At 55.1% G+C, this 16,629-nt stretch carries 18 protein-coding genes; 7 read left to right on the forward strand and 11 right to left on the reverse strand.

Going from position 1 to position 16,629, the window contains the following annotated elements; genetic code table 11:
- Nucleotides 1-80: 80 nt before the first annotated feature.
- The 4 genes from FPY71_RS08050 to FPY71_RS08065 are packed head-to-tail and all read right to left on the reverse strand — an operon-like array spanning nt 81 to nt 3,994.
- Nucleotides 81-1,319, reverse strand: a complete 1,239-nt coding sequence (locus FPY71_RS08050; RefSeq protein ID WP_246160200.1) for a TRAP transporter large permease — start codon at nt 1,317-1,319, stop codon at nt 81-83.
- A gap of 36 nt (nt 1,320-1,355) precedes the next feature.
- Nucleotides 1,356-1,865, reverse strand: coding sequence for a TRAP transporter small permease (locus FPY71_RS08055; RefSeq protein WP_149299441.1), 510 nt, complete (start codon nt 1,863-1,865; stop codon nt 1,356-1,358).
- The gene (locus FPY71_RS08060) at nt 1,862-2,830 is read right to left on the reverse strand and encodes a TRAP transporter substrate-binding protein (RefSeq protein ID WP_149299443.1); all 969 of its coding nucleotides are present in this window, start codon (nt 2,828-2,830) and stop codon (nt 1,862-1,864) included. Before FPY71_RS08060 ends, FPY71_RS08055 begins: the two co-directional genes overlap by 4 nt.
- Nucleotides 2,831-2,854: 24 nt before the next feature.
- Nucleotides 2,855-3,994 carry a mandelate racemase/muconate lactonizing enzyme family protein gene (locus FPY71_RS08065; RefSeq protein ID WP_149299445.1) on the reverse strand — a complete coding sequence of 380 codons (1,140 nt, stop codon included), beginning with the start codon at nt 3,992-3,994 and terminating at the stop codon, nt 2,855-2,857.
- 93 nt (nt 3,995-4,087) lie between these two features.
- On the opposite strand from FPY71_RS08065, the gene FPY71_RS08070 reads away from it, so the two are divergent.
- Nucleotides 4,088-4,981, forward strand: a complete 894-nt coding sequence (locus tag FPY71_RS08070; RefSeq protein WP_149299447.1) for a LysR family transcriptional regulator — start codon at nt 4,088-4,090, stop codon at nt 4,979-4,981.
- On the opposite strand, the gene FPY71_RS08075 is transcribed toward FPY71_RS08070, so the two are convergent.
- Nucleotides 4,978-6,402 (reverse strand): aminotransferase-like domain-containing protein, encoded by a 1,425-nt coding sequence (locus FPY71_RS08075; protein ID WP_246160202.1) that lies wholly within the window; start codon nt 6,400-6,402, stop codon nt 4,978-4,980. The two genes, FPY71_RS08070 and FPY71_RS08075, sit on opposite strands and share 4 nt — an antisense overlap.
- A 132-nt stretch (nt 6,403-6,534) precedes the next feature.
- On the opposite strand from FPY71_RS08075, the gene FPY71_RS08080 reads away from it, so the two are divergent.
- Nucleotides 6,535-7,407, forward strand: a complete 873-nt coding sequence (locus FPY71_RS08080) for a DMT family transporter (RefSeq protein ID WP_246160204.1) — start codon at nt 6,535-6,537, stop codon at nt 7,405-7,407.
- Nucleotides 7,408-7,467: 60 nt separating this feature from the next.
- Here the strand turns inward: FPY71_RS08080 and FPY71_RS08085 are convergent, their stop codons facing one another.
- Both FPY71_RS08085 and nspC read right to left on the reverse strand, forming a co-directional pair.
- Nucleotides 7,468-8,700, reverse strand: a complete 1,233-nt coding sequence (locus FPY71_RS08085; protein WP_149299449.1) for a saccharopine dehydrogenase family protein — start codon at nt 8,698-8,700, stop codon at nt 7,468-7,470.
- 46 nt (nt 8,701-8,746) lie between these two features.
- On the reverse strand, nt 8,747-9,847 hold the full coding sequence (nspC, locus tag FPY71_RS08090) for a carboxynorspermidine decarboxylase (protein ID WP_149299451.1): 1,101 nt from the start codon (nt 9,845-9,847) through the stop codon (nt 8,747-8,749).
- 431 nt (nt 9,848-10,278) lie between these two features.
- Between nspC and rnk the strand changes: the two genes are divergently transcribed.
- From rnk to FPY71_RS08110, 4 genes are all read left to right on the forward strand, one after another.
- Nucleotides 10,279-10,671 (forward strand): nucleoside diphosphate kinase regulator, encoded by a 393-nt coding sequence (rnk, locus tag FPY71_RS08095; RefSeq protein WP_149299453.1) that lies wholly within the window; start codon nt 10,279-10,281, stop codon nt 10,669-10,671.
- A gap of 264 nt (nt 10,672-10,935) precedes the next feature.
- Nucleotides 10,936-11,664 carry an aquaporin Z gene (gene aqpZ / locus FPY71_RS08100; RefSeq protein WP_149299455.1) on the forward strand — a complete coding sequence of 243 codons (729 nt, stop codon included), beginning with the start codon at nt 10,936-10,938 and terminating at the stop codon, nt 11,662-11,664.
- Nucleotides 11,665-11,728: 64 nt separating this feature from the next.
- Nucleotides 11,729-12,190, forward strand: coding sequence for a DUF4126 family protein (locus FPY71_RS08105; protein ID WP_149299456.1), 462 nt, complete (start codon nt 11,729-11,731; stop codon nt 12,188-12,190).
- Entirely contained in the window at nt 12,187-13,563 is a 1,377-nt protein-coding gene (locus FPY71_RS08110; RefSeq protein WP_149299458.1) for an FAD-containing oxidoreductase, read from the forward strand. Before FPY71_RS08105 ends, FPY71_RS08110 begins: the two co-directional genes overlap by 4 nt.
- 13 nt (nt 13,564-13,576) lie before the next feature.
- Here FPY71_RS08110 and FPY71_RS08115 read toward each other — a convergent pair whose 3' ends face one another.
- On the reverse strand, nt 13,577-14,188 hold the full coding sequence (locus FPY71_RS08115; RefSeq protein ID WP_149299460.1) for an NAD(P)-dependent oxidoreductase: 612 nt from the start codon (nt 14,186-14,188) through the stop codon (nt 13,577-13,579).
- Between the two features lie 180 nt (nt 14,189-14,368).
- On the opposite strand from FPY71_RS08115, the gene FPY71_RS08120 reads away from it, so the two are divergent.
- The gene (locus FPY71_RS08120; protein ID WP_246160206.1) at nt 14,369-14,737 is read left to right on the forward strand and encodes a winged helix-turn-helix transcriptional regulator; all 369 of its coding nucleotides are present in this window, start codon (nt 14,369-14,371) and stop codon (nt 14,735-14,737) included.
- Here the strand turns inward: FPY71_RS08120 and FPY71_RS08125 are convergent.
- The 3 genes from FPY71_RS08125 to FPY71_RS08135 form a co-directional block, all read right to left on the reverse strand.
- Nucleotides 14,719-15,189: a type II toxin-antitoxin system RatA family toxin gene (locus FPY71_RS08125; RefSeq protein ID WP_149299464.1), complete on the reverse strand. Its 471-nt coding sequence runs from the start codon at nt 15,187-15,189 to the stop codon at nt 14,719-14,721. The genes FPY71_RS08120 and FPY71_RS08125 overlap by 19 nt on opposite strands.
- Nucleotides 15,190-15,207: 18 nt before the next feature.
- Entirely contained in the window at nt 15,208-16,185 is a 978-nt protein-coding gene (gene lipA, locus FPY71_RS08130; RefSeq protein WP_149299466.1) for a lipoyl synthase, read from the reverse strand.
- A gap of 141 nt (nt 16,186-16,326) precedes the next feature.
- Entirely contained in the window at nt 16,327-16,581 is a 255-nt protein-coding gene (locus FPY71_RS08135; protein ID WP_149299468.1) for a GlsB/YeaQ/YmgE family stress response membrane protein, read from the reverse strand.
- Nucleotides 16,582-16,629 lie beyond the last annotated feature (48 nt).

The following is a 16,629-nucleotide window of genomic DNA, read 5'->3' on the forward strand; positions in this document are numbered from 1 at the left end:
GCCAGCGCAGCGATGCAACGTAAAAAAAACGCTGCCGCCCCGGCAACAGGGCGGCGGCGTTTGAGTTTACTGGCTGGTTTCTATCGTACGAGAAACAGCGATATGCTTGGGATAAATGTCACAAGACCCAGACAGAAGATGATGACCCCGACCAGAGGCACCAGATAGGGAATCATTTTTTCAATCCCGATATTGGCGACTGCGCAGGCGGCGAAAAGATTCACCCCAAGTGGCGGCGTAATCATGCCCATCGCCAGATTGAAAATCATGACCATGCCGAAATGGATCGGATCAATTCCGTAATGCACCGCTACCGGTGCCAGAATTGGACCCAGAACCACGATGGATGCCGACGTTTCAACAAACATTCCCATGATGAACAGGAAGATGTTCACCGCTATCAAGAAGCTTATTGGTGAGGTGAAGGTTTCGACGATCCAGGCACCGATTGCTGCCGGCACCCCTGCCCGTGTCAGGACAAACGAGAACACGCCCGCCATCGAAATGATGAACATGACGATAGCCGACGAAATCGCCGATTTCCTGATGACCTCACCAAATTGCGACATGCTCAATTCACGGTAGATCAGTGAAACTGCCAGTGAATACCCGACGGCGATAACGGACGCTTCAGTGGGTGTGAACACGCCGCCGTAAATGCCGCCCAGCACGATGATGGGCATCAGCAGCGCAAGGCTTGCACCCTTAAGTGCCGGAAAGAACGGAGGCCGCTTTTCGGCACGCACTTCAACAAAGCCCTTATAGCGCGTGTAGATGAGCACAAACACGCTCAGCGCCACCGCCACAAGAATGCCTGGCCCAATACCTGCAAGAAACAGGTCTCCCACCGATACGTTGGCGGACAAGCCGTAAATGATCATTGGAATTGACGGCGGTATCAGCACCGACAATTCTGCCGATGTTGCCTGCAGCGCGGCAGCAAAGCCAATCGGGTAGCCACGCTTGACCATGGCCGGGATCAACACTGCACCAATTGCCAGTGTTGTTGCCACGCTGGACCCGGACACTGCACCGAAAATCAGTGCCGTGAACACGCATGTCAGCAGAATACCGCCACGGATTGAGTGCACGCAGCACTCAACCAGTTCCACAAGCCGGCGGGAGATGCCACCCGCCGCCATGAGATTGCCCGCCAGGATGAAAAACGGGATGGCGGCAAGAGGAAATTTATCCAGCGCAACAAAGGCTTGTTGAGGAAACAAAACCATTGGCAGAGACGTGAACCCGCTGATCCCAATCAGGCTTGCCAAGCCAATCGCGATTGCAACCGGAATGCCGATGAGCATAAAAAGCGTCATCGTGGAAATCATAACAGGAAGCATTGCAACCTCGGATCAAAGCGCTTCAGCGCTGTCGGTTTTTGTGTGGGGATCGATAAAGTGGGCAATTGCCGCCAAAGCGGCGAACCCCGCACCGATTGGTATGGCCGCATAGACCCACGATGCAGAAAGACCCAGGCCTGCGATTGTCTGATTTCGCACCATGTAAACTGCGCGCCAGCCATTGTAGAAAAGCACGACAAGCACGATCAACATGGCAACCAGGATCATTGCGCGCATGAGCGTGCGAAATCGACCTTTTGTCATGTCAAAAACGAAATCGACCGCAATCATGGTTCCCGTCCGGGCACCGGCCATCAACCCCAGATACACCATCCAGATCAGCGATATTTTGATCATCGGCTCTGACCAGTGCGCCGGAACATGCAGCACAAACCGGCTGAACACCTGGAAAAGCGCCGCCGCGGACGCCACCACCAGCATCAGCGCCGCGCCCGTTACCACAGCTCTGTTGAGCAGGCGCTCGCTGCAGAGAAACAGCGAGCGTATGTTGGTGGCGCTCATTGCCCCACACTTCGAATTGCATCCAGCTTTTCACCGAAGCGCGTGCTCAACTGCTCAAATGTTGGCGCAAGCTTTTCGCGGAAGCTGTCGCCGTCCACATCTTCCTGAATCTCCACACCAAGGCTTCTCAGCGTATCGAGACCGGTTTCCTGTACCTTGGCAACTTCGTCCTTGGTTCGCGCCATGGCATTCACTGCGGCTTCACGGAAAATCTGCTTATCTTCATCCGACAGGCTGTCATAGATGCCGGGGTTGATCAGCACCACAATCGGCGTAAAGGCATGGTCGGTGATGCTCATATATTTCTGAACTTCACCGAAGCGATTGTTGATGATCGCCCCGATCGGGTTTTCCTGTCCGTCAACAACGCCCTGCTGCAGAGCCGAATACACTTCGGTAACCGCCATTGGCGTTGGCAAAGTGCCCAGAGCTTCCCACGCCTGAAGATGCAGGTCATTCTGCTGTGTGCGAATTTTCAGATTGGCCACATCAGCAGCAGTGGTTACCGGGCGAACACTGTTGGTGAGCTGCCTGAACCCGATACCGCCAGCAGCCAGGCCGACGAAGCCAGCATCTGGCAGCGTGTCAAGAATTTCCTGACCCAGCGGCCCGTTGAACACTTCCTGCGCATGATCGAAATCGCGAAACAGAAATGGAACGTCGAACACGGTGAATTCCGGAGCGAAATTTGCGACAACGGAAGTGGATGACATGGTCATTTCGATGGTGCCAAACTGCACACCTTCGATGACATCACGATCACCACCAAGAGCGCCAGCGCCCTGTAGCTGGATCTTGTAACGACCCTCGGTCTTCTCGGCTATTTCATCAGCAAACTGGCCAATACCAATCGTTTCCGGTGCAGCAGGGCCGCCAATGAAACCAAGATTGAACACGGTCTGCGCCTGTGCCACTCCGCTGCCCAGCATCAAAGCCAGTGCCGACACCATCAATTGCATTTTCATTTTTTCAGTCCTCCCCGGTCGTCTTCAGATCGTCCAGCGATCCACAATAAACTCTTCAAAATCCGACACATCGATATCAACACCCAGCCCCGGACCCTGCGGCACGGCAACATGGCCATTTTCATCAAGCTCAATGGCTGCAATGCACTCGCGCAGCGGGTTGTAGCCCACATCAATTTCATGCAGCGGATAGGTAAAGCGGCCCATACGCTGCACTGGCAGCGTCGAAGTGAAATGCAGGGATGCAAGGTAGTTCACGCCCGCTCCCCAAACATGCGGCACTGTCGGCACACCAAATGCCTCGGCCAAGGCCGCAATCTTTCGCGCCTCGGTGAAGCCGCCACACAGTGCAAGGTCCGGCTGCACTATCTCCAACCCGCCTTGCGAAAGCACATCGCGGAAAGCGGCCAGGCCGTAAAGAGACTCTCCGCCGGAAAGTGCCACTGGAAGTTGTTGGGCCAGCCTGACATAGGCGGGAAAATTGTCATGTGGAACCGGCTCTTCCAGCCAGGCAAGCTCCAGATCCTCGATCTGGCGCATCAGCCCGATGGCTTCCTTGACGGTTCCGGCCTCATTCATGTCTGCCATCAGCATTGCGTCCGGGCCAATGATGTCACGGGCGCGGCGCAAAGCGGCCACGTCCCGCTGCCGATCGATGCCGATGCGCAGCTTGAATGCGCGGAACCCCTGTTCAACATAACTGGCCAGGGCTTCATCCAGGTCGGCATATGGGTTGCCCTCGCGAAGAAGCGGACCACTGGCATAGGCCTGGACAGATTTGCGACGCGCGCCGCCAAGCAGCGCGTGAATGGGACGGCCCGCAACGCGCCCGAAGGCATCCCACAGGGCAATGTCCAGCGCACTGATGGCCATATGGTGCAGGCCACGCCGGTCCTGTGCTGCAAAGCCAAACAAAGGCGCAATGGCTGCACTGGGCAGCGTTACGTCAGCGCCAATCAAAGCGGGCCCCAGACGAGCGCGGATCATCTCGCTGACAGCATCCGCATATGCCCAGCATTCGCCCCACCCGACATGACCATCGTCCGTTCGCACACGCACCAGTAGCGATGTGCGCTTTTCGAACATGACGCGAGCATTGCCGACGCGGTTTGGCAGGTCGCAGGAAAGCGAAAAACCTTCGATAGATGTAATGATGCTTGGCACTGGCTTACATGTCCTCCCGATCACGGGCGGTTTATTTCATTTGGATCACTGGGTCCAATTTGAATTTCGAGGAAAATCTTATAAGATTTTCAAATGAATCGGCCCACACTTCAACAGATCGAAGCGTTTTTCTGGACAGCCACGCTAGGCTCTGTGCAGAAGGCTGCCGATCGGCTGTCTTTGTCGCAGCCCGCTGTTTCCCTGCGCCTGAAAGAATTTGAGAGCAATATTGGCGGCCCGCTGTTTGAGCGATCAGGCAGGAAACTGTATCCCACCCAGCGCACGCGTGAGTTGTTGAGGGGCGCGCACAATGTGCTGGACGCGGTTGATCAGTTGAGTTCAACCGCATCCACCAACATTGCAGGTGTGCTGAAAGTTGGATTTGCCGAAGGCTTTGCCATGGCATGTCTGCCGCGGATTATCGAAAGGCTGCACAAAACATATCCGGACATTCACCCGGAACTGACCGTTGCAACCAGTTCGTCCATTGAACCAGCGCTGCAGAACAGTCGGCTCGATCTGGCGTTTCTGGTTGAGCCGCATGAGATCGAGGGTTTTACCTATGTCTACCTTGGGCTGCAGCCTACGGCCTGGGTTGCATCAACCAGTTTCGATCTTTCGGGCGTGGTGACGCCCAACACACTTGCGCGAATACGCATTATTGCCAACCAGCCGGGAACCATAGGCTATCGCCAGGTTGTTCGCTGGTTTGCCTCGGACGGGCTTAACCCCGCCCAGCTCGATATCTGCTCCAGCGTTGCAATTCAGGCAAAGCTGATAGAGGCCGGAACCGGGGTCGGTATAATGCCTGTTCCGATGATTGAAGAGGCAGTCACCGCCGGCAGGTTGAGAATTCTGGAAACATTCCCGCCGGTGCAACCGGTGGCAATATTTCTGGTGCACCGCTCTGACGGACTGACTGCGGCAGGGCGCGCCTTGGTGGAATGCGTCAATGAAACCCTGATCGAGATGCAATTTCTGGTTTAGCCGTGCTTCGACTCAACACTTGTTGGTTGCGCTCTGCCTGCTTGCACTGCCTGCGCCAGGACCTGCCAGAAGCGAGGGTCATCGCACTGGGCACTGTTAAACCGCATGAAGTCTGCTGAGGTTTGCGCCGCGCTGAAAACATTTCCCGGAGCCAGCACGATGTCATGTTCAAGCGCCAGGCGGGCAATATCCGCCGAGTCACAGCCTTTCGGCAGCCGGCACCACAGGTAAAATCCGCCGCGTGGCATCAGCCATGGTTCAATGCCAATGGATCTGAGCTTCGTCGCAACTTCATGCTGTTTTTTCAACAGCCGCTGGCGAAGGTCTTCCATATGTTTGCGATAGAAACCGCCTGATAGAACATTGGCAATCACATCTGTTATGACAGGGCTTGGACCGCCAAAACTCGTCGCCACCTGCACATCTGCCAGTTCGGCAATCCATTCCGGGCGCGCGGCAATATAGCCGCAGCGCAAAGAGGCAGAAAGCGTTTTGGAAAAGCTGCCAATGCGGATAACGCGGTTCAGGCCATCCAGCGCTGCCAGCCGGATTGTGGGCTCCGGTTCAAAGTCGGCAAATATATCATCCTCGACCACAGTCAGATCATGGCTGGCCGCGGCATTCAGCAGCAAATGCGCATTATGGGCTGAAAGCGTTGCACCCGTAGGATTATGAAGTGCCGAGTTGGTGATGTAGAGCCTGGGCCGTTCCGTTGCCAGCACGGTTTCAAACGCCGCAATGTCCGGTCCGTTTTGCGTATATGGTACGCTGACCACGCGGATTTGATGTGCCCGCAGCAAAGCGCGAAAATTGAAATAGCACGGATCATCCACCAGCACGGCATCACCCGGTTTGACCAGCAGGCGGCAGATCAGGTCTATGGCCTGTGTGCCGGAGCCGCACAGCAAAAGCTGGTTTGCCGAAGCGTTGATGCCTTCGCCGTGCAAACGTGCAAGCAACAAACGGCGCAATGCATGGGAGCCGTGGCTCGCTGCGTAATCCGTCAGAACAGAAGCATCTGCCCGGGCAACATTGCGCAGGGCCCGCCGCAGTGCCTCCGCAGGCATCCAGTCGGGCGGCAACCAGCCACATCCGGGCTTTGCAGTGTCAGGCCCGGCATCCAGCGATTGCCGGGAAACCCAGAACGGGTCCACCGCACGCGCCTGAGCCGGCACACTCTCAGGCAGAGAAAGTGGCAGCAATGCACTGGCAGACACATAGAACCCGGAACCTGCCTTGGCCCTCAACAACCCTTCCGCCACAAGCCGGTCATAGGCTTCCACAACAGTGGCGGGCGAAACTCCCATGATCCCTGCAAAGCCGCGTATGGAGGGAAGCCTGTCGCCATTGGTCAGCGCACGTGAGGCTATCCGTGCCCGAACAGCCTCCATGACCTGCGCGGTGCGGTTTGTTTTTAACATTGGTGCTTGTTTGAACATTGCCAGATTGTACCTGCTTTCGGCCAATACAGTTTGATTGAATTGTACCGCTCTGTGTCTGAACTTTCCATTCTCTATCGCTTAGAAATTTTTGCAGGCAGATGATCGAGTCATATGATGAGCAGCGAACAGCAGATTTTTCGAGGATGGGGCAGCGGGCTTCTGGGAGTGTTGATTTTCAGCGGCTCCCTGCCCGCCACGCGCGTTGCGGTGGCAGACCTTTCGCCAATGTTTCTAACCTCGGCCAGAGCAACCATTGCAGCGTTGTGCGGCGCTGCCCTGCTTTTTGTGATGCGGCAGAAACTGCCGGAAAAGCGTGATCTGAAATCGCTGGTGATTGTGGCGCTGGGCGTGGTCGTCGGCTTCCCGTTGCTGACCGCCCTTGCTTTGCAATATATGACCTCGGCTCATTCCATTGTGTTTATTGGTCTGTTGCCGCTTTCCACCGCCATATTTGCCGTGCTTCGCGGTGGAGAGCGCCCTGCACCGCTGTTCTGGCTGTTTTCATGTCTTGGCAGCCTGACAGTTGTAAGTTTTGCATTTTCACCGCAAGGCTCATCATCGTTGATCGGCGATCTGTTGATGATCGCTTCAATCATCGCATGCGGGCTGGGCTATGCCGAAGGTGCCGCACTGTCTCGCCGCTTGGGCGGCTGGCAGGTCATCTGCTGGGCGCTGGTGCTTTCCGCGCCGTTTATGCTGGTGCTGACATGGCTGGCAATGCCGGCGACACTGCACAATATCAGCCCCTCCGCCTGGGTGGGCCTTGGTTATGTATCACTGTTCAGCATGCTGATTGGTTTTGTTTTCTGGTATCGCGGTCTGGCGCTTGGCGGAATTGCCACTGTAGGCCAGTTGCAGCTTGTGCAGCCGTTCTTTGGTCTGGCGCTTGCTGGTTTGTTACTGGGCGAACCCATTGCATGGACCATGATAGCCGCAACCATGATTGTGATGCTGTGCGTTGGTCTGGCTCGTAAGTTTGCCTGAAATGAAAAGGGCCCCGATTGGCATCGGAGCCCCTTCCAAGGAAATTTTAACAGGCTGCGCCTACAGCGCCTGATCCACATCACCCTCACGCACACGCGTTGGCAGGCCAATGCGGCCCAATAGGTCAAGGAATGGCCGTGGTGGCAGTTCCTCAACATTGGCCATAACCTTCACATCCCACTCACCTGTTGCAATCAACATGGCTGCGGCAGCCGCTGGCACACCCGCTGTGTAGGATATGCCCTGACTTCCCACCTCTTCATAAGCTTCCTTGTGGTCGGCAACATTGTAGATGAAAACCTCACGCGGCTTTCCATCCTTTTCGCCCTTCACCAGATCGCCGATGCAGGTTTTGCCTTCATAATCCGGCGCCAGAGAAGATGGGTCCGGCAAAATGGCCTTGACGACCTTCAACGGCACGACTTCCAGCCCTTCAGCGGTTTTAACCGGCTGTTCCGACAACAGGCCAAGCGTGTTCAAAACGGTGAATACATTGACGTAGTGGTCGCCAAAACCCATCCAGAACCGGATGTCCGGCACGTCCAGATTGCGCGAAAGCGAGTGAATTTCATCATGGCCGGTCAGATAGGTCGGCCGCACGCCAACAACCGGCAGATCCCACTCGCGGCGAATTTCGAACATCTTGTTCTTGGTCCATTCGCGGTTCTGCCACGACCAGACGCGCCCGGTGAATTCGCGGAAATTGGTCTCCGGGTCGAAATTGGTAGCAAAATAGCGCCCGTGCGAACCGGCATTCACGTCAATAATATCAATTGAATCCACGCGGTCGAAATAGTCATCCACCGCCAGCTTCGCATAAGCATTGACCACGCCGGGGTCAAAGCCCGCACCCAGAATGGCGGTGATGCCCGCTTCCTTGCAAAGCTCCCGCCGCTGCCATTCGTAATTGCCATACCACGGCGGCGTTTCGCAGATTTTCAGTGGATCTTCATGAATAGCCGTGTCGATGTAAGCAGCGCCTGTTTCAATACAGGCCTGCAACACCGACATGTTGATGAACGGTGCACCGACATTGATAACAATGGCGATTTCGCCAGCGCGGATCAGGCTTTTTGTAGCCTCAACATCTGTGCCATCCAGCGAGTGGGTGGCAATTTCGGCCGGAATTTTCAGCGCACCCTTGCTCTTGATGGATTCAACGATGGCGTCACACTTTGCCACAGTGCGCGACGCAATGTGGATATTGCCGAACAGATCGTTGTTCTGTGCACATTTGTGCGCCACAACCTGAGCGACACCACCGCCGCCAATGATAAGCACGTTCTTCTTCATGTCTTCGAAAGGTATCCTTGACCCGATTAGGGAAAAACTCCAGAGCTTATGAAAGACTCTGCTCGTAATCCGCGTAAGTGAATTCGCGGACAAGGCGAATAGAGCCATCGCTTTCGCGAATGGCGATGGATGGCATGCGAACGCCATTGAACCAGTTCTTTTTCACCATTGTGTAGCCCGCCGCATCCTGAATGGAAAGGCGGTCGCCCGGTGACAGGCGTTCAGGAAACTGAAACTCACCGAAAATGTCTCCCGCCAGACAGGATTTGCCGCAAATCATAAAGCTGTGTGGCCCTGAATTCGGTTCGATTTTCGCTTTTTCACGGTAAATCAGCAGATCCAGCATATGCGCTTCGATGGAGCTATCAACAATTGCCAGATCCTTGCCGTTGTATAGTGTGTCCAGCACGGTGACTTCCAGTGTGGTGCTCCGGGTAATCGATGCCTCGCCCGGCTCCAGATAAACCTGCACACCATATTTATCTGCAAAGGCCTTCAGCCGCTGGCAGAACTGATCCAGCGGATATTCTTCGCCGGTGAAATGAATTCCGCCGCCAAGGCTGACCCACTCCACACGCTGCAGAAAGCTGCCAAACAGCTCTTCGATCCGGTCCAGCATATCGCTGAACAGCCCGAAATCGGAGTTTTCGCAATTGTTGTGGATCATAAAGCCATTGATCTGACCCACAACCGCTTCAATTTCGTCCCCGCTCCATTCGCCAAGCCGGCTAAACGGACGAGCCGGATCTGCCAGGTCAAAACTGGAAGAGCTGACTTGCGGGTTCAGCCGCAGCCCGCGGTTCAAGCCTTCTGTCCTTTGCTCGAACCGGCGGAACTGGCCAATGGAGTTGAAAATGATCTTGTCGCTGCTGGCGATAACCTCATCAATCTCGTGATCAGCCCATGCGACGCTGTAGGCGTGGGTCTCGCCGCCAAACCGGCTGCGACCCAGCTTCACCTCGTTAAGCGAGGAGGATGTCGTGCCATCCATATAGTGCCGCATCACATCGAAAACCGACCAAGTGGCAAAGCATTTCAACGCCAGCAGAGCTTTTGCACCCGAATGCTGACGCACATAGGCCACCTTCTCCATATTGCGGAGAAGTTTTTCCTTGTCGATCAGATAGTATGGCGTTTGCAGCGTCATGGGGGCACTCACTAAAACAGCACCGCCCACAGGGAATGGCGCTGGCAAATATTGGAAAGCTGAAGGGCTGATAAAAGACAAAGCATGTTTTCCGCAAGCAGCTTTGTTAACTTTAACGGTCAAATGTGAGGGAAATATAACGTTGGCGCTAATTGTGCCAGGCGAACCAAAATCACCTTCCTTGACAATTGCTCGATAAGGTTCAAGCTTAAGGCATGAAAACAGTACGACCTGCCCGCTCTATTCGAATCGTAACCGTCACGGGCTATTAGCCCCGGCTCGGGCATTACCCCCGAGTCCGGGGATGTTGTTGTCTTTTCAAAAACTCCAAAAATTCATTTCTCTGGCAGATATGTCCTGAAATCTCAACGCGTGGCACGCGTGGGAATGGGACAACGCCCTGCCTTTGCAAAAAATTGAAAATTGAGACTATGGCCAAGCGCAAACCCAACATCATCATCAGCACTTCCGACTACAACCGACTGACGCTTCTGGCAGAAAGCGTTTCTTCGAAAATGCCGAAAGTGGCAGAAACCCTGCTGGCGGAGCTGGACCGGGCACGCGTGGTTGAAGGCGGCGCAACCGTGCGCCAGTCCATTCGCATGGGCTCGACAGTTACCTATGAAACGGAAGAGGGCCACAACCGCAGTGTAACTCTGGTTTACCCGGTAGAGGCCGATATCAACCAAGGCCGAATTTCGGTTCTGACACCCATCGGCATTGCTCTGCTTGGCCTGCGTGCCAGACAGTCGATCAACTGGACGGCCAATGACGGCGTTACCCACCAGCTGACAGTTCTCAGTGTTGAGCCGCCAAAGGAATAAGAGATAAACTTTCCCTTACATGCAATTAAAGGTTGCATTTTTTTATATAAAGAAAAAACTGTTCATCGGCACTAAGCCAACATGAACCGTTCTGCAGCATGTGTAGGGCACTTTCATAAACTGAAGCGGCTTTGCATTTAAAGTTGCAGCGAAACAAAGCGTTGGTGAAATTTCGCCAAATTGAACGGCGTCATTTCCAACGCGTCATGAGGCTTCAGGCCAAAGTTACAAATTACCCGCACGGGTAAGCTTTGGGGGCTGTTGATGAGTGACTTTAAAAAATACGCAGCAGAGTGCATAGGAACTTTCTGGTTAACCTTCGGCGGTTGCGGGGCGGCAGTCATATCCGCCGGGGTGCCAGAGCTTGGAATAGGCTTTCTCGGGGTAGCACTGGCCTTTGGCTTGACCGTGGTGACCATGGCTTATGCCATTGGCCATGTGTCCGGCTGCCACCTGAACCCGGCCGTTACCATTGGGCTTGCCGCGGGCGGGCGTTTTCCGCCGGGACAAATTGCGCCTTACATAATATCGCAAGTTGTGGGCGCCGTGATTGCAGCGGCGCTGCTTTATGCAATAGCGTCTGGCTCCGCCAGTTTTAACCCCGCCGGGGGCTTTGCTGCCAACGGCTATGGCGAACACTCACCGGGCGGCTATTCTCTCGGCTCTGCTTTCGCCATTGAACTGGTTCTCACTGCGGCATTTCTGTTCGTTATCATGGGTTCTACGCATGGCCGTGCGCCGGCAGGATTTGCACCCCTGGCCATTGGCCTGGCATTGACGCTCATTCACCTGATTTCCATCCCGATCACCAACACTTCGGTTAATCCGGCCCGCTCCACTGGCCCGGCGCTATTTGCTGGCAGTTGGGCTATTGGCCAGCTCTGGTTGTTCTGGCTGGCGCCGATCATCGGGGGCGCGCTTGGTGGCATACTCTATCGCTGGCTCAGCCCGGTTCCGTCGGAGGACATCACCGGCAACATAAAACCAGCCTGAGATCACGGTTCAAATCCACTGCTGGCCCGCAACAGGCTTCGGGCCAGCTTTACTGGAGGGGTACATGTTTCTTGTTCCGGCGTTTTTAATCGGGTTCATCGCTGGCCTGCGTGCCATGCTGGCACCCGCCGCGCTTTCGTGGGCGGTCTATCTCGGTTGGGTACCAGTGGCTGAAAACTGGCTTGGCTTTTTCGGCTCTGTCTGGTCCGTCAGCATATTCTCCATTCTGGCAGCAGCCGAGCTTGTTACCGACAAACTGCCCACGACACCCAGTCGCAAGGTGCTGCCGCAATTTCTGACCAGAATTGCCATGGGTGCCCTGGTTGGTTCCGGAGTCGGCGCGATTTTTGACCTGACAGTGTATGGTGCTGTCGCCGGAGCGTTGGGCGCAATTGCAGGCACATATTGTGGGGCCGCCGGGCGATCATGGCTGGCAACGAGTCTTGGACGCAGTTTGCCAGCCGCCTTGATAGAAGACATGATTGCCATTGGTGGCGCATTTTTAATTGTCAGGGCGCTGATATGACAGACGATTTCGACGCCATCATCATTGGCGCTGGCCAAGCCGGTCCACCATTGGCGGGACGCCTGACTTCAGCCGGCATGCGTGTGGCGTTGATAGAGCGGCACTTGATTGGTGGCACCTGCGTTAATACCGGCTGCACCCCAACCAAAGCGCTGGTAGCCAGCGCCCGTGTTGCACACATGGCGCGCCGCGCAGCGGAGTTTGGCGTGGAAATTGGCGGAGATATCTCTGTCAGCATGAGGGCGGTTTCAGCCAGAGCGAATGAAATTGCCGCAGGTTCCCGGCAACGCAATGAGGACTGGCTGTCCGGCATGGCACGGTTGACCCTCATTCGCGGTCACGCGCGTTTCACCTCAGCACAAACCGTCAGCGTAAACGGCATGTCCCTTTCCGCCCGCCGAATTTTTATCAATACGGGCGGCCGCGCAACCATACCCAACATGCCCGGCGTTTCAGATGTTTCGTTGCTGACCAATTCAGGAATGATGCAGGTGGATGTATTGCCCAGGCATCTGGTGATAGTTGGCGGCAGCTATATCGGGCTGGAATTTGCCCAGATGTATCGGCGCTTCGGTGCGGATGTCACACTGGTGGAAAAAGGCCCACGTCTGGTTTCGAGGGAGGACGAGGATATTTCCGCCGCACTGCACGACATTCTGGAAGCCGAAGGGATTGCCATTCGCACCCATGCAGAGTGCATTTCGTTTCAACCGGCAGGCGATGACATTCACGTGGCCCTGTCTTGCACGTCGGGTGCTCCGGAATTGACGGCAAGTCATGTTCTGCTGGCAGTTGGCCGCACCCCGAACACACACGACCTTGGCCTGGACAAGGCCGGCATCACCGTCGACAAACGCAGTTTCATTACAGTGGGAGAAGACCTGCAGACCAGCGTGGACGGAGTATATGCGCTGGGTGACTGCAATGGGCGTGGCGCGTTCACCCACACCGCCTATAACGACTTTGAAATTGTGGCTGCCAATCTCCTGGATGGCGAATGCCGCAAGGTCAGCGATCGAGTGCCGGGCTATGCGCTTTACACCGACCCGCCTCTGGGCCGCGCAGGCATGACAGAACGTGAGGCACGCGCCGCCGGAAAACGGTTGCTGATCGGCACCCGGCCCATGGCACGCATTGGCCGGGCGATTGAAAAAAGCGAAACACAGGGCTTTATGAAAATTATCGCTGATGCCGACACACAGCGGATTCTGGGCGCAGCCATACTGGGTGTGGAAGGTGATGAGGCCATTCATGGCATATTGAACGCCATGAATGCAGATGTGCCTTACACCACTCTGCAACACTCGGTACCAGTGCACCCAACGGTCTCAGAACTGATACCAACTGTATTGGAAAGCCTTGCGCCGGCATAAGCGGTTCGTGTGATCAGTAGCCAACGGTGAAGCGTTGACGCAGATGTTCCGGATTTTCAAGCTCGTCGACCAGAGCAACGGCGAAGTCTTCAAATGATATGCTGCTGCCCGATTCATTGCTGATAAGTGTGTCTTTCCCAAGCCGGAACTTGCCTGTGCGTTCACCCGGAACAAACAGCGCGGAAGGCGACAGAAACGTCCAGTTGATGTCAGGCAGCGCTTTCAGCCTATCCAGGAATTTTGCGCCGCCCAGAGCCTCGTTTTTATAGGCGTCTGGAAAGTCGGGCTGGTCAACCAGCCTTTTGCCCGGCGCCACCTCCAGGCTGCCAGCCCCACCAACCACCAGATAGCGGGGCACACCCGCATCTCGCACAGCAGAAATCAACAATTCAGGATCGCTTGCGGTGAAATGCACCGAGCTGATAACCGCATCATGCCCCTTTAGAAGAGTGACCAGGCCATCCTTGTCGTAAACATCACCCCTGACCGCAGTTACACGCGGCAAGCTGACAATCTTTTCCGGATTGCGCGCAATGGCCGTAACATCATGGCCGCGGTCTGACAGTTCCCGCAGAATGCGTGAACCCGCCTGGCCAGACGCACCGATTAAAGCAACTTTTGCCATCTTGATACCTTTCAAAACAACCGTGACTATACGGTCTGTTTTTGTGACCCGGTGCCATTTTGCAACCGGCTATCAACTGACGTAAGGTGAACACGGAATTGCCGCAAGACGTCATTTTGCCGTGACCTGGTCACACCGGAATGACCATCCGCCCATGCTCCAATGCTGAAAGGTGATTTAATGTCACTGCCAAACAAATCCACGCCTGATCTGCAGTCCTGCCCTATTCGTGATGTGCTGGACAGAATTGGCGACCAGTGGAGCTTTCTGATCCTGCTCGAGTTGCAGGACGGTGTCCGCCGTTTCAGCGAATTGAACCGCGCCATTGATGATGTTTCAAAGCAGATGCTGTCCCGCACTCTGAAGCGGCTTGAACAGGATGGATTTGTGCACCGGCAGCTTTATCCGGAAATTCCGCCGCGGGTGGAGTATCGGCTTACGGAGCTGGGGCGGTCATTTCTCGTACCGCTCAACGCACTGGTCGCATGGGCGGACGCTCACCATTCAACCATTAGAAATTGCCGGAAAACCTATGATGCCGCGCCTTGAGCGGAGGCCTTTCCATATATAAAATTGGCCCTGTCTTCAAAGACTTGCGAGAATTTTCTAAATGCGAAGTCGAACATGGATCCCATTAGCAGACCCAGGGTGCGGCTTTTGAATTCATACTCAATGAAAAAGTGCACCTTGCACCCTTCCGGCACGGCCTCAAACCGCCACTGATTTTGCAGAAAGCGAAACGGGCCATCGACATATTGAACGTCAATCTGGTTTTCCAGCGGTTTCAGATAAACCTGAGTGGTGAATGTTTCCCGCACCATTTTGAAAGCCACGGTCATATCGGCAACCAGCAGTTCCTTGTCGTCACGCTCTTTACGGGAGCGCACAACAAGGCGCTGACAAAGCGGCACAAATTCCGGATATTTTTCAATGTCTGCTACCAGGTTGAACATGTTTTCCGGTGTATGGGCAACCGTGCGCGTGCTCTCAAACTTAGGCATGGAAACGCGTTTTCCTCATCACGCAGCACTGGCGCTCTGGCGCACCTGACGCGCCAGACGCAGCCGCTCAAAATCTTCACCCGCATGGTGAGAAGACCGCGTCAACGGGCTGGAGGCCACGACCAAAAAGCCCTTGGTGTAGGCTATTGTTTCATACGACTTGAATTCATCCGGCGTCACATATTTCATCACCGCATGGTGTTTGCGCGTCGGCTGCAAATACTGGCCAATGGTGATGAAATCGACATCGGCCGATCGCAGATCGTCCATCAATTGCAGAACTTCGTTCCGCTGCTCGCCCAGCCCCACCATAATGCCCGATTTGGTGAAAATTTCCGGGTCCATTTCCTTGACCTGCTGCAGCAGGCGAATGGAATGGAAATAGCGCGCTCCGGGCCGCACCGTCAGATAGTTGGATGGAACCGTTTCAAGATTGTGGTTGAAGACATCGGGTTTGGCCGCGACCACGATCTCGAGTGCGCCGGGCTTGCGCAAAAAATCCGGGGTCAGAATTTCAACCGTTGTGTTGGGAGCGGCGGCGCGAATGGCACGTATGGTGCGGGCGAAGTGCTCTGCCCCGCCATCTGCCAGATCATCCCGGTCAACAGAGGTAATAACAACATGGTGCAGGCCCATTTGCGCTACCGCGCGGCCCACGCTTTCAGGCTCACTCTCGTCCAGTGCATGCGGCTTGCCAGTGGCAACATTACAAAAGGCGCAAGCACGGGTGCAAATGCCACCCATAATCATGAAAGTGGCGTGTTTCTTTTCCCAACAGCCGCCGATATTCGGGCAGCCGGCCTCTTCACATACGGTGATGAGATTGCCAGCCCGCACAATATCGCGCGTTTCAGCATAGCCCTTGGACACAGGTGCTTTGACCCGGATCCAGTCTGGCTTTGGCAAAACCTCGGTATCAGGACGATGAGCCTTCTCCGGGTGTCGCAGCCGGGGCTTTGCCCCGGCTGTAGATAAAGTGTCGAGCAATGTTACCATGACCGTTACTTAGTCTGTCCTTGCATCTCTCCCAACCGCAAAAACACCCTAACCTTTTGTTCTGATGCAATTCCGAAAGTGATCTGACGTGTCACTTGTCGGAACTCATCTAATATCGGCCACAGCTAACCGCAACGTCTGTTACGCACGGCCTTTTATGGCTCGCCACAGGAAAATCAGCAAGCAAGCGCCGACAATGGCGACGATCAGTTGCACGAGATAAGTGTCTGCTGTGTAAAAGCCCATGAGACTGAGAAGGAAGTTCAGGAACACAGCTCCGACGATACCCAGCAGAATATTCGTCAGAAGGCCGATATTTGCCCCCATGATTTTTTCTGCGATCCACCCGGCAAGTCCGCCGAGAATGATCGACATGATAATTCCAACGCCGTTCATACAAGCCACTCCTCTCTGACTGCTGGCGAAAAAAGCCAGCAGACGCAG

Source organism: Aureimonas fodinaquatilis (assembly GCF_008369445.1).
GTDB classification, from domain to species: Bacteria; Pseudomonadota; Alphaproteobacteria; order Rhizobiales; family Rhizobiaceae; genus Aureimonas; species Aureimonas fodinaquatilis.

Coding starts and splice junctions, on each gene's coding strand:
- FPY71_RS08050 (WP_246160200.1), bottom strand. CDS start 1,319: ATGACGCTTTTTATGCTCATCGGCATTCCGGTTGCAATCGCGATTGGC.
- FPY71_RS08055 (WP_149299441.1), bottom strand. CDS start 1,865: ATGAGCGCCACCAACATACGCTCGCTGTTTCTCTGCAGCGAGCGCCTG.
- FPY71_RS08060 (WP_149299443.1), bottom strand. CDS start 2,830: ATGAAAATGCAATTGATGGTGTCGGCACTGGCTTTGATGCTGGGCAGC.
- FPY71_RS08070 (WP_149299447.1), top strand. CDS start 4,088: ATGAATCGGCCCACACTTCAACAGATCGAAGCGTTTTTCTGGACAGCC.
- FPY71_RS08075 (WP_246160202.1), bottom strand. CDS start 6,402: ATGTTAAAAACAAACCGCACCGCGCAGGTCATGGAGGCTGTTCGGGCA.
- FPY71_RS08080 (WP_246160204.1), top strand. CDS start 6,535: ATGATGAGCAGCGAACAGCAGATTTTTCGAGGATGGGGCAGCGGGCTT.
- FPY71_RS08085 (WP_149299449.1), bottom strand. CDS start 8,700: ATGAAGAAGAACGTGCTTATCATTGGCGGCGGTGGTGTCGCTCAGGTT.
- nspC (WP_149299451.1), bottom strand. CDS start 9,847: ATGACGCTGCAAACGCCATACTATCTGATCGACAAGGAAAAACTTCTC.
- rnk (WP_149299453.1), top strand. CDS start 10,279: ATGGCCAAGCGCAAACCCAACATCATCATCAGCACTTCCGACTACAAC.
- aqpZ (WP_149299455.1), top strand. CDS start 10,936: ATGAGTGACTTTAAAAAATACGCAGCAGAGTGCATAGGAACTTTCTGG.
- FPY71_RS08105 (WP_149299456.1), top strand. CDS start 11,729: ATGTTTCTTGTTCCGGCGTTTTTAATCGGGTTCATCGCTGGCCTGCGT.
- FPY71_RS08110 (WP_149299458.1), top strand. CDS start 12,187: ATGACAGACGATTTCGACGCCATCATCATTGGCGCTGGCCAAGCCGGT.
- FPY71_RS08115 (WP_149299460.1), bottom strand. CDS start 14,188: ATGGCAAAAGTTGCTTTAATCGGTGCGTCTGGCCAGGCGGGTTCACGC.
- FPY71_RS08120 (WP_246160206.1), top strand. CDS start 14,369: ATGTCACTGCCAAACAAATCCACGCCTGATCTGCAGTCCTGCCCTATT.
- FPY71_RS08125 (WP_149299464.1), bottom strand. CDS start 15,189: ATGCCTAAGTTTGAGAGCACGCGCACGGTTGCCCATACACCGGAAAAC.
- lipA (WP_149299466.1), bottom strand. CDS start 16,185: ATGGTAACATTGCTCGACACTTTATCTACAGCCGGGGCAAAGCCCCGG.
- FPY71_RS08135 (WP_149299468.1), bottom strand. CDS start 16,581: ATGAACGGCGTTGGAATTATCATGTCGATCATTCTCGGCGGACTTGCC.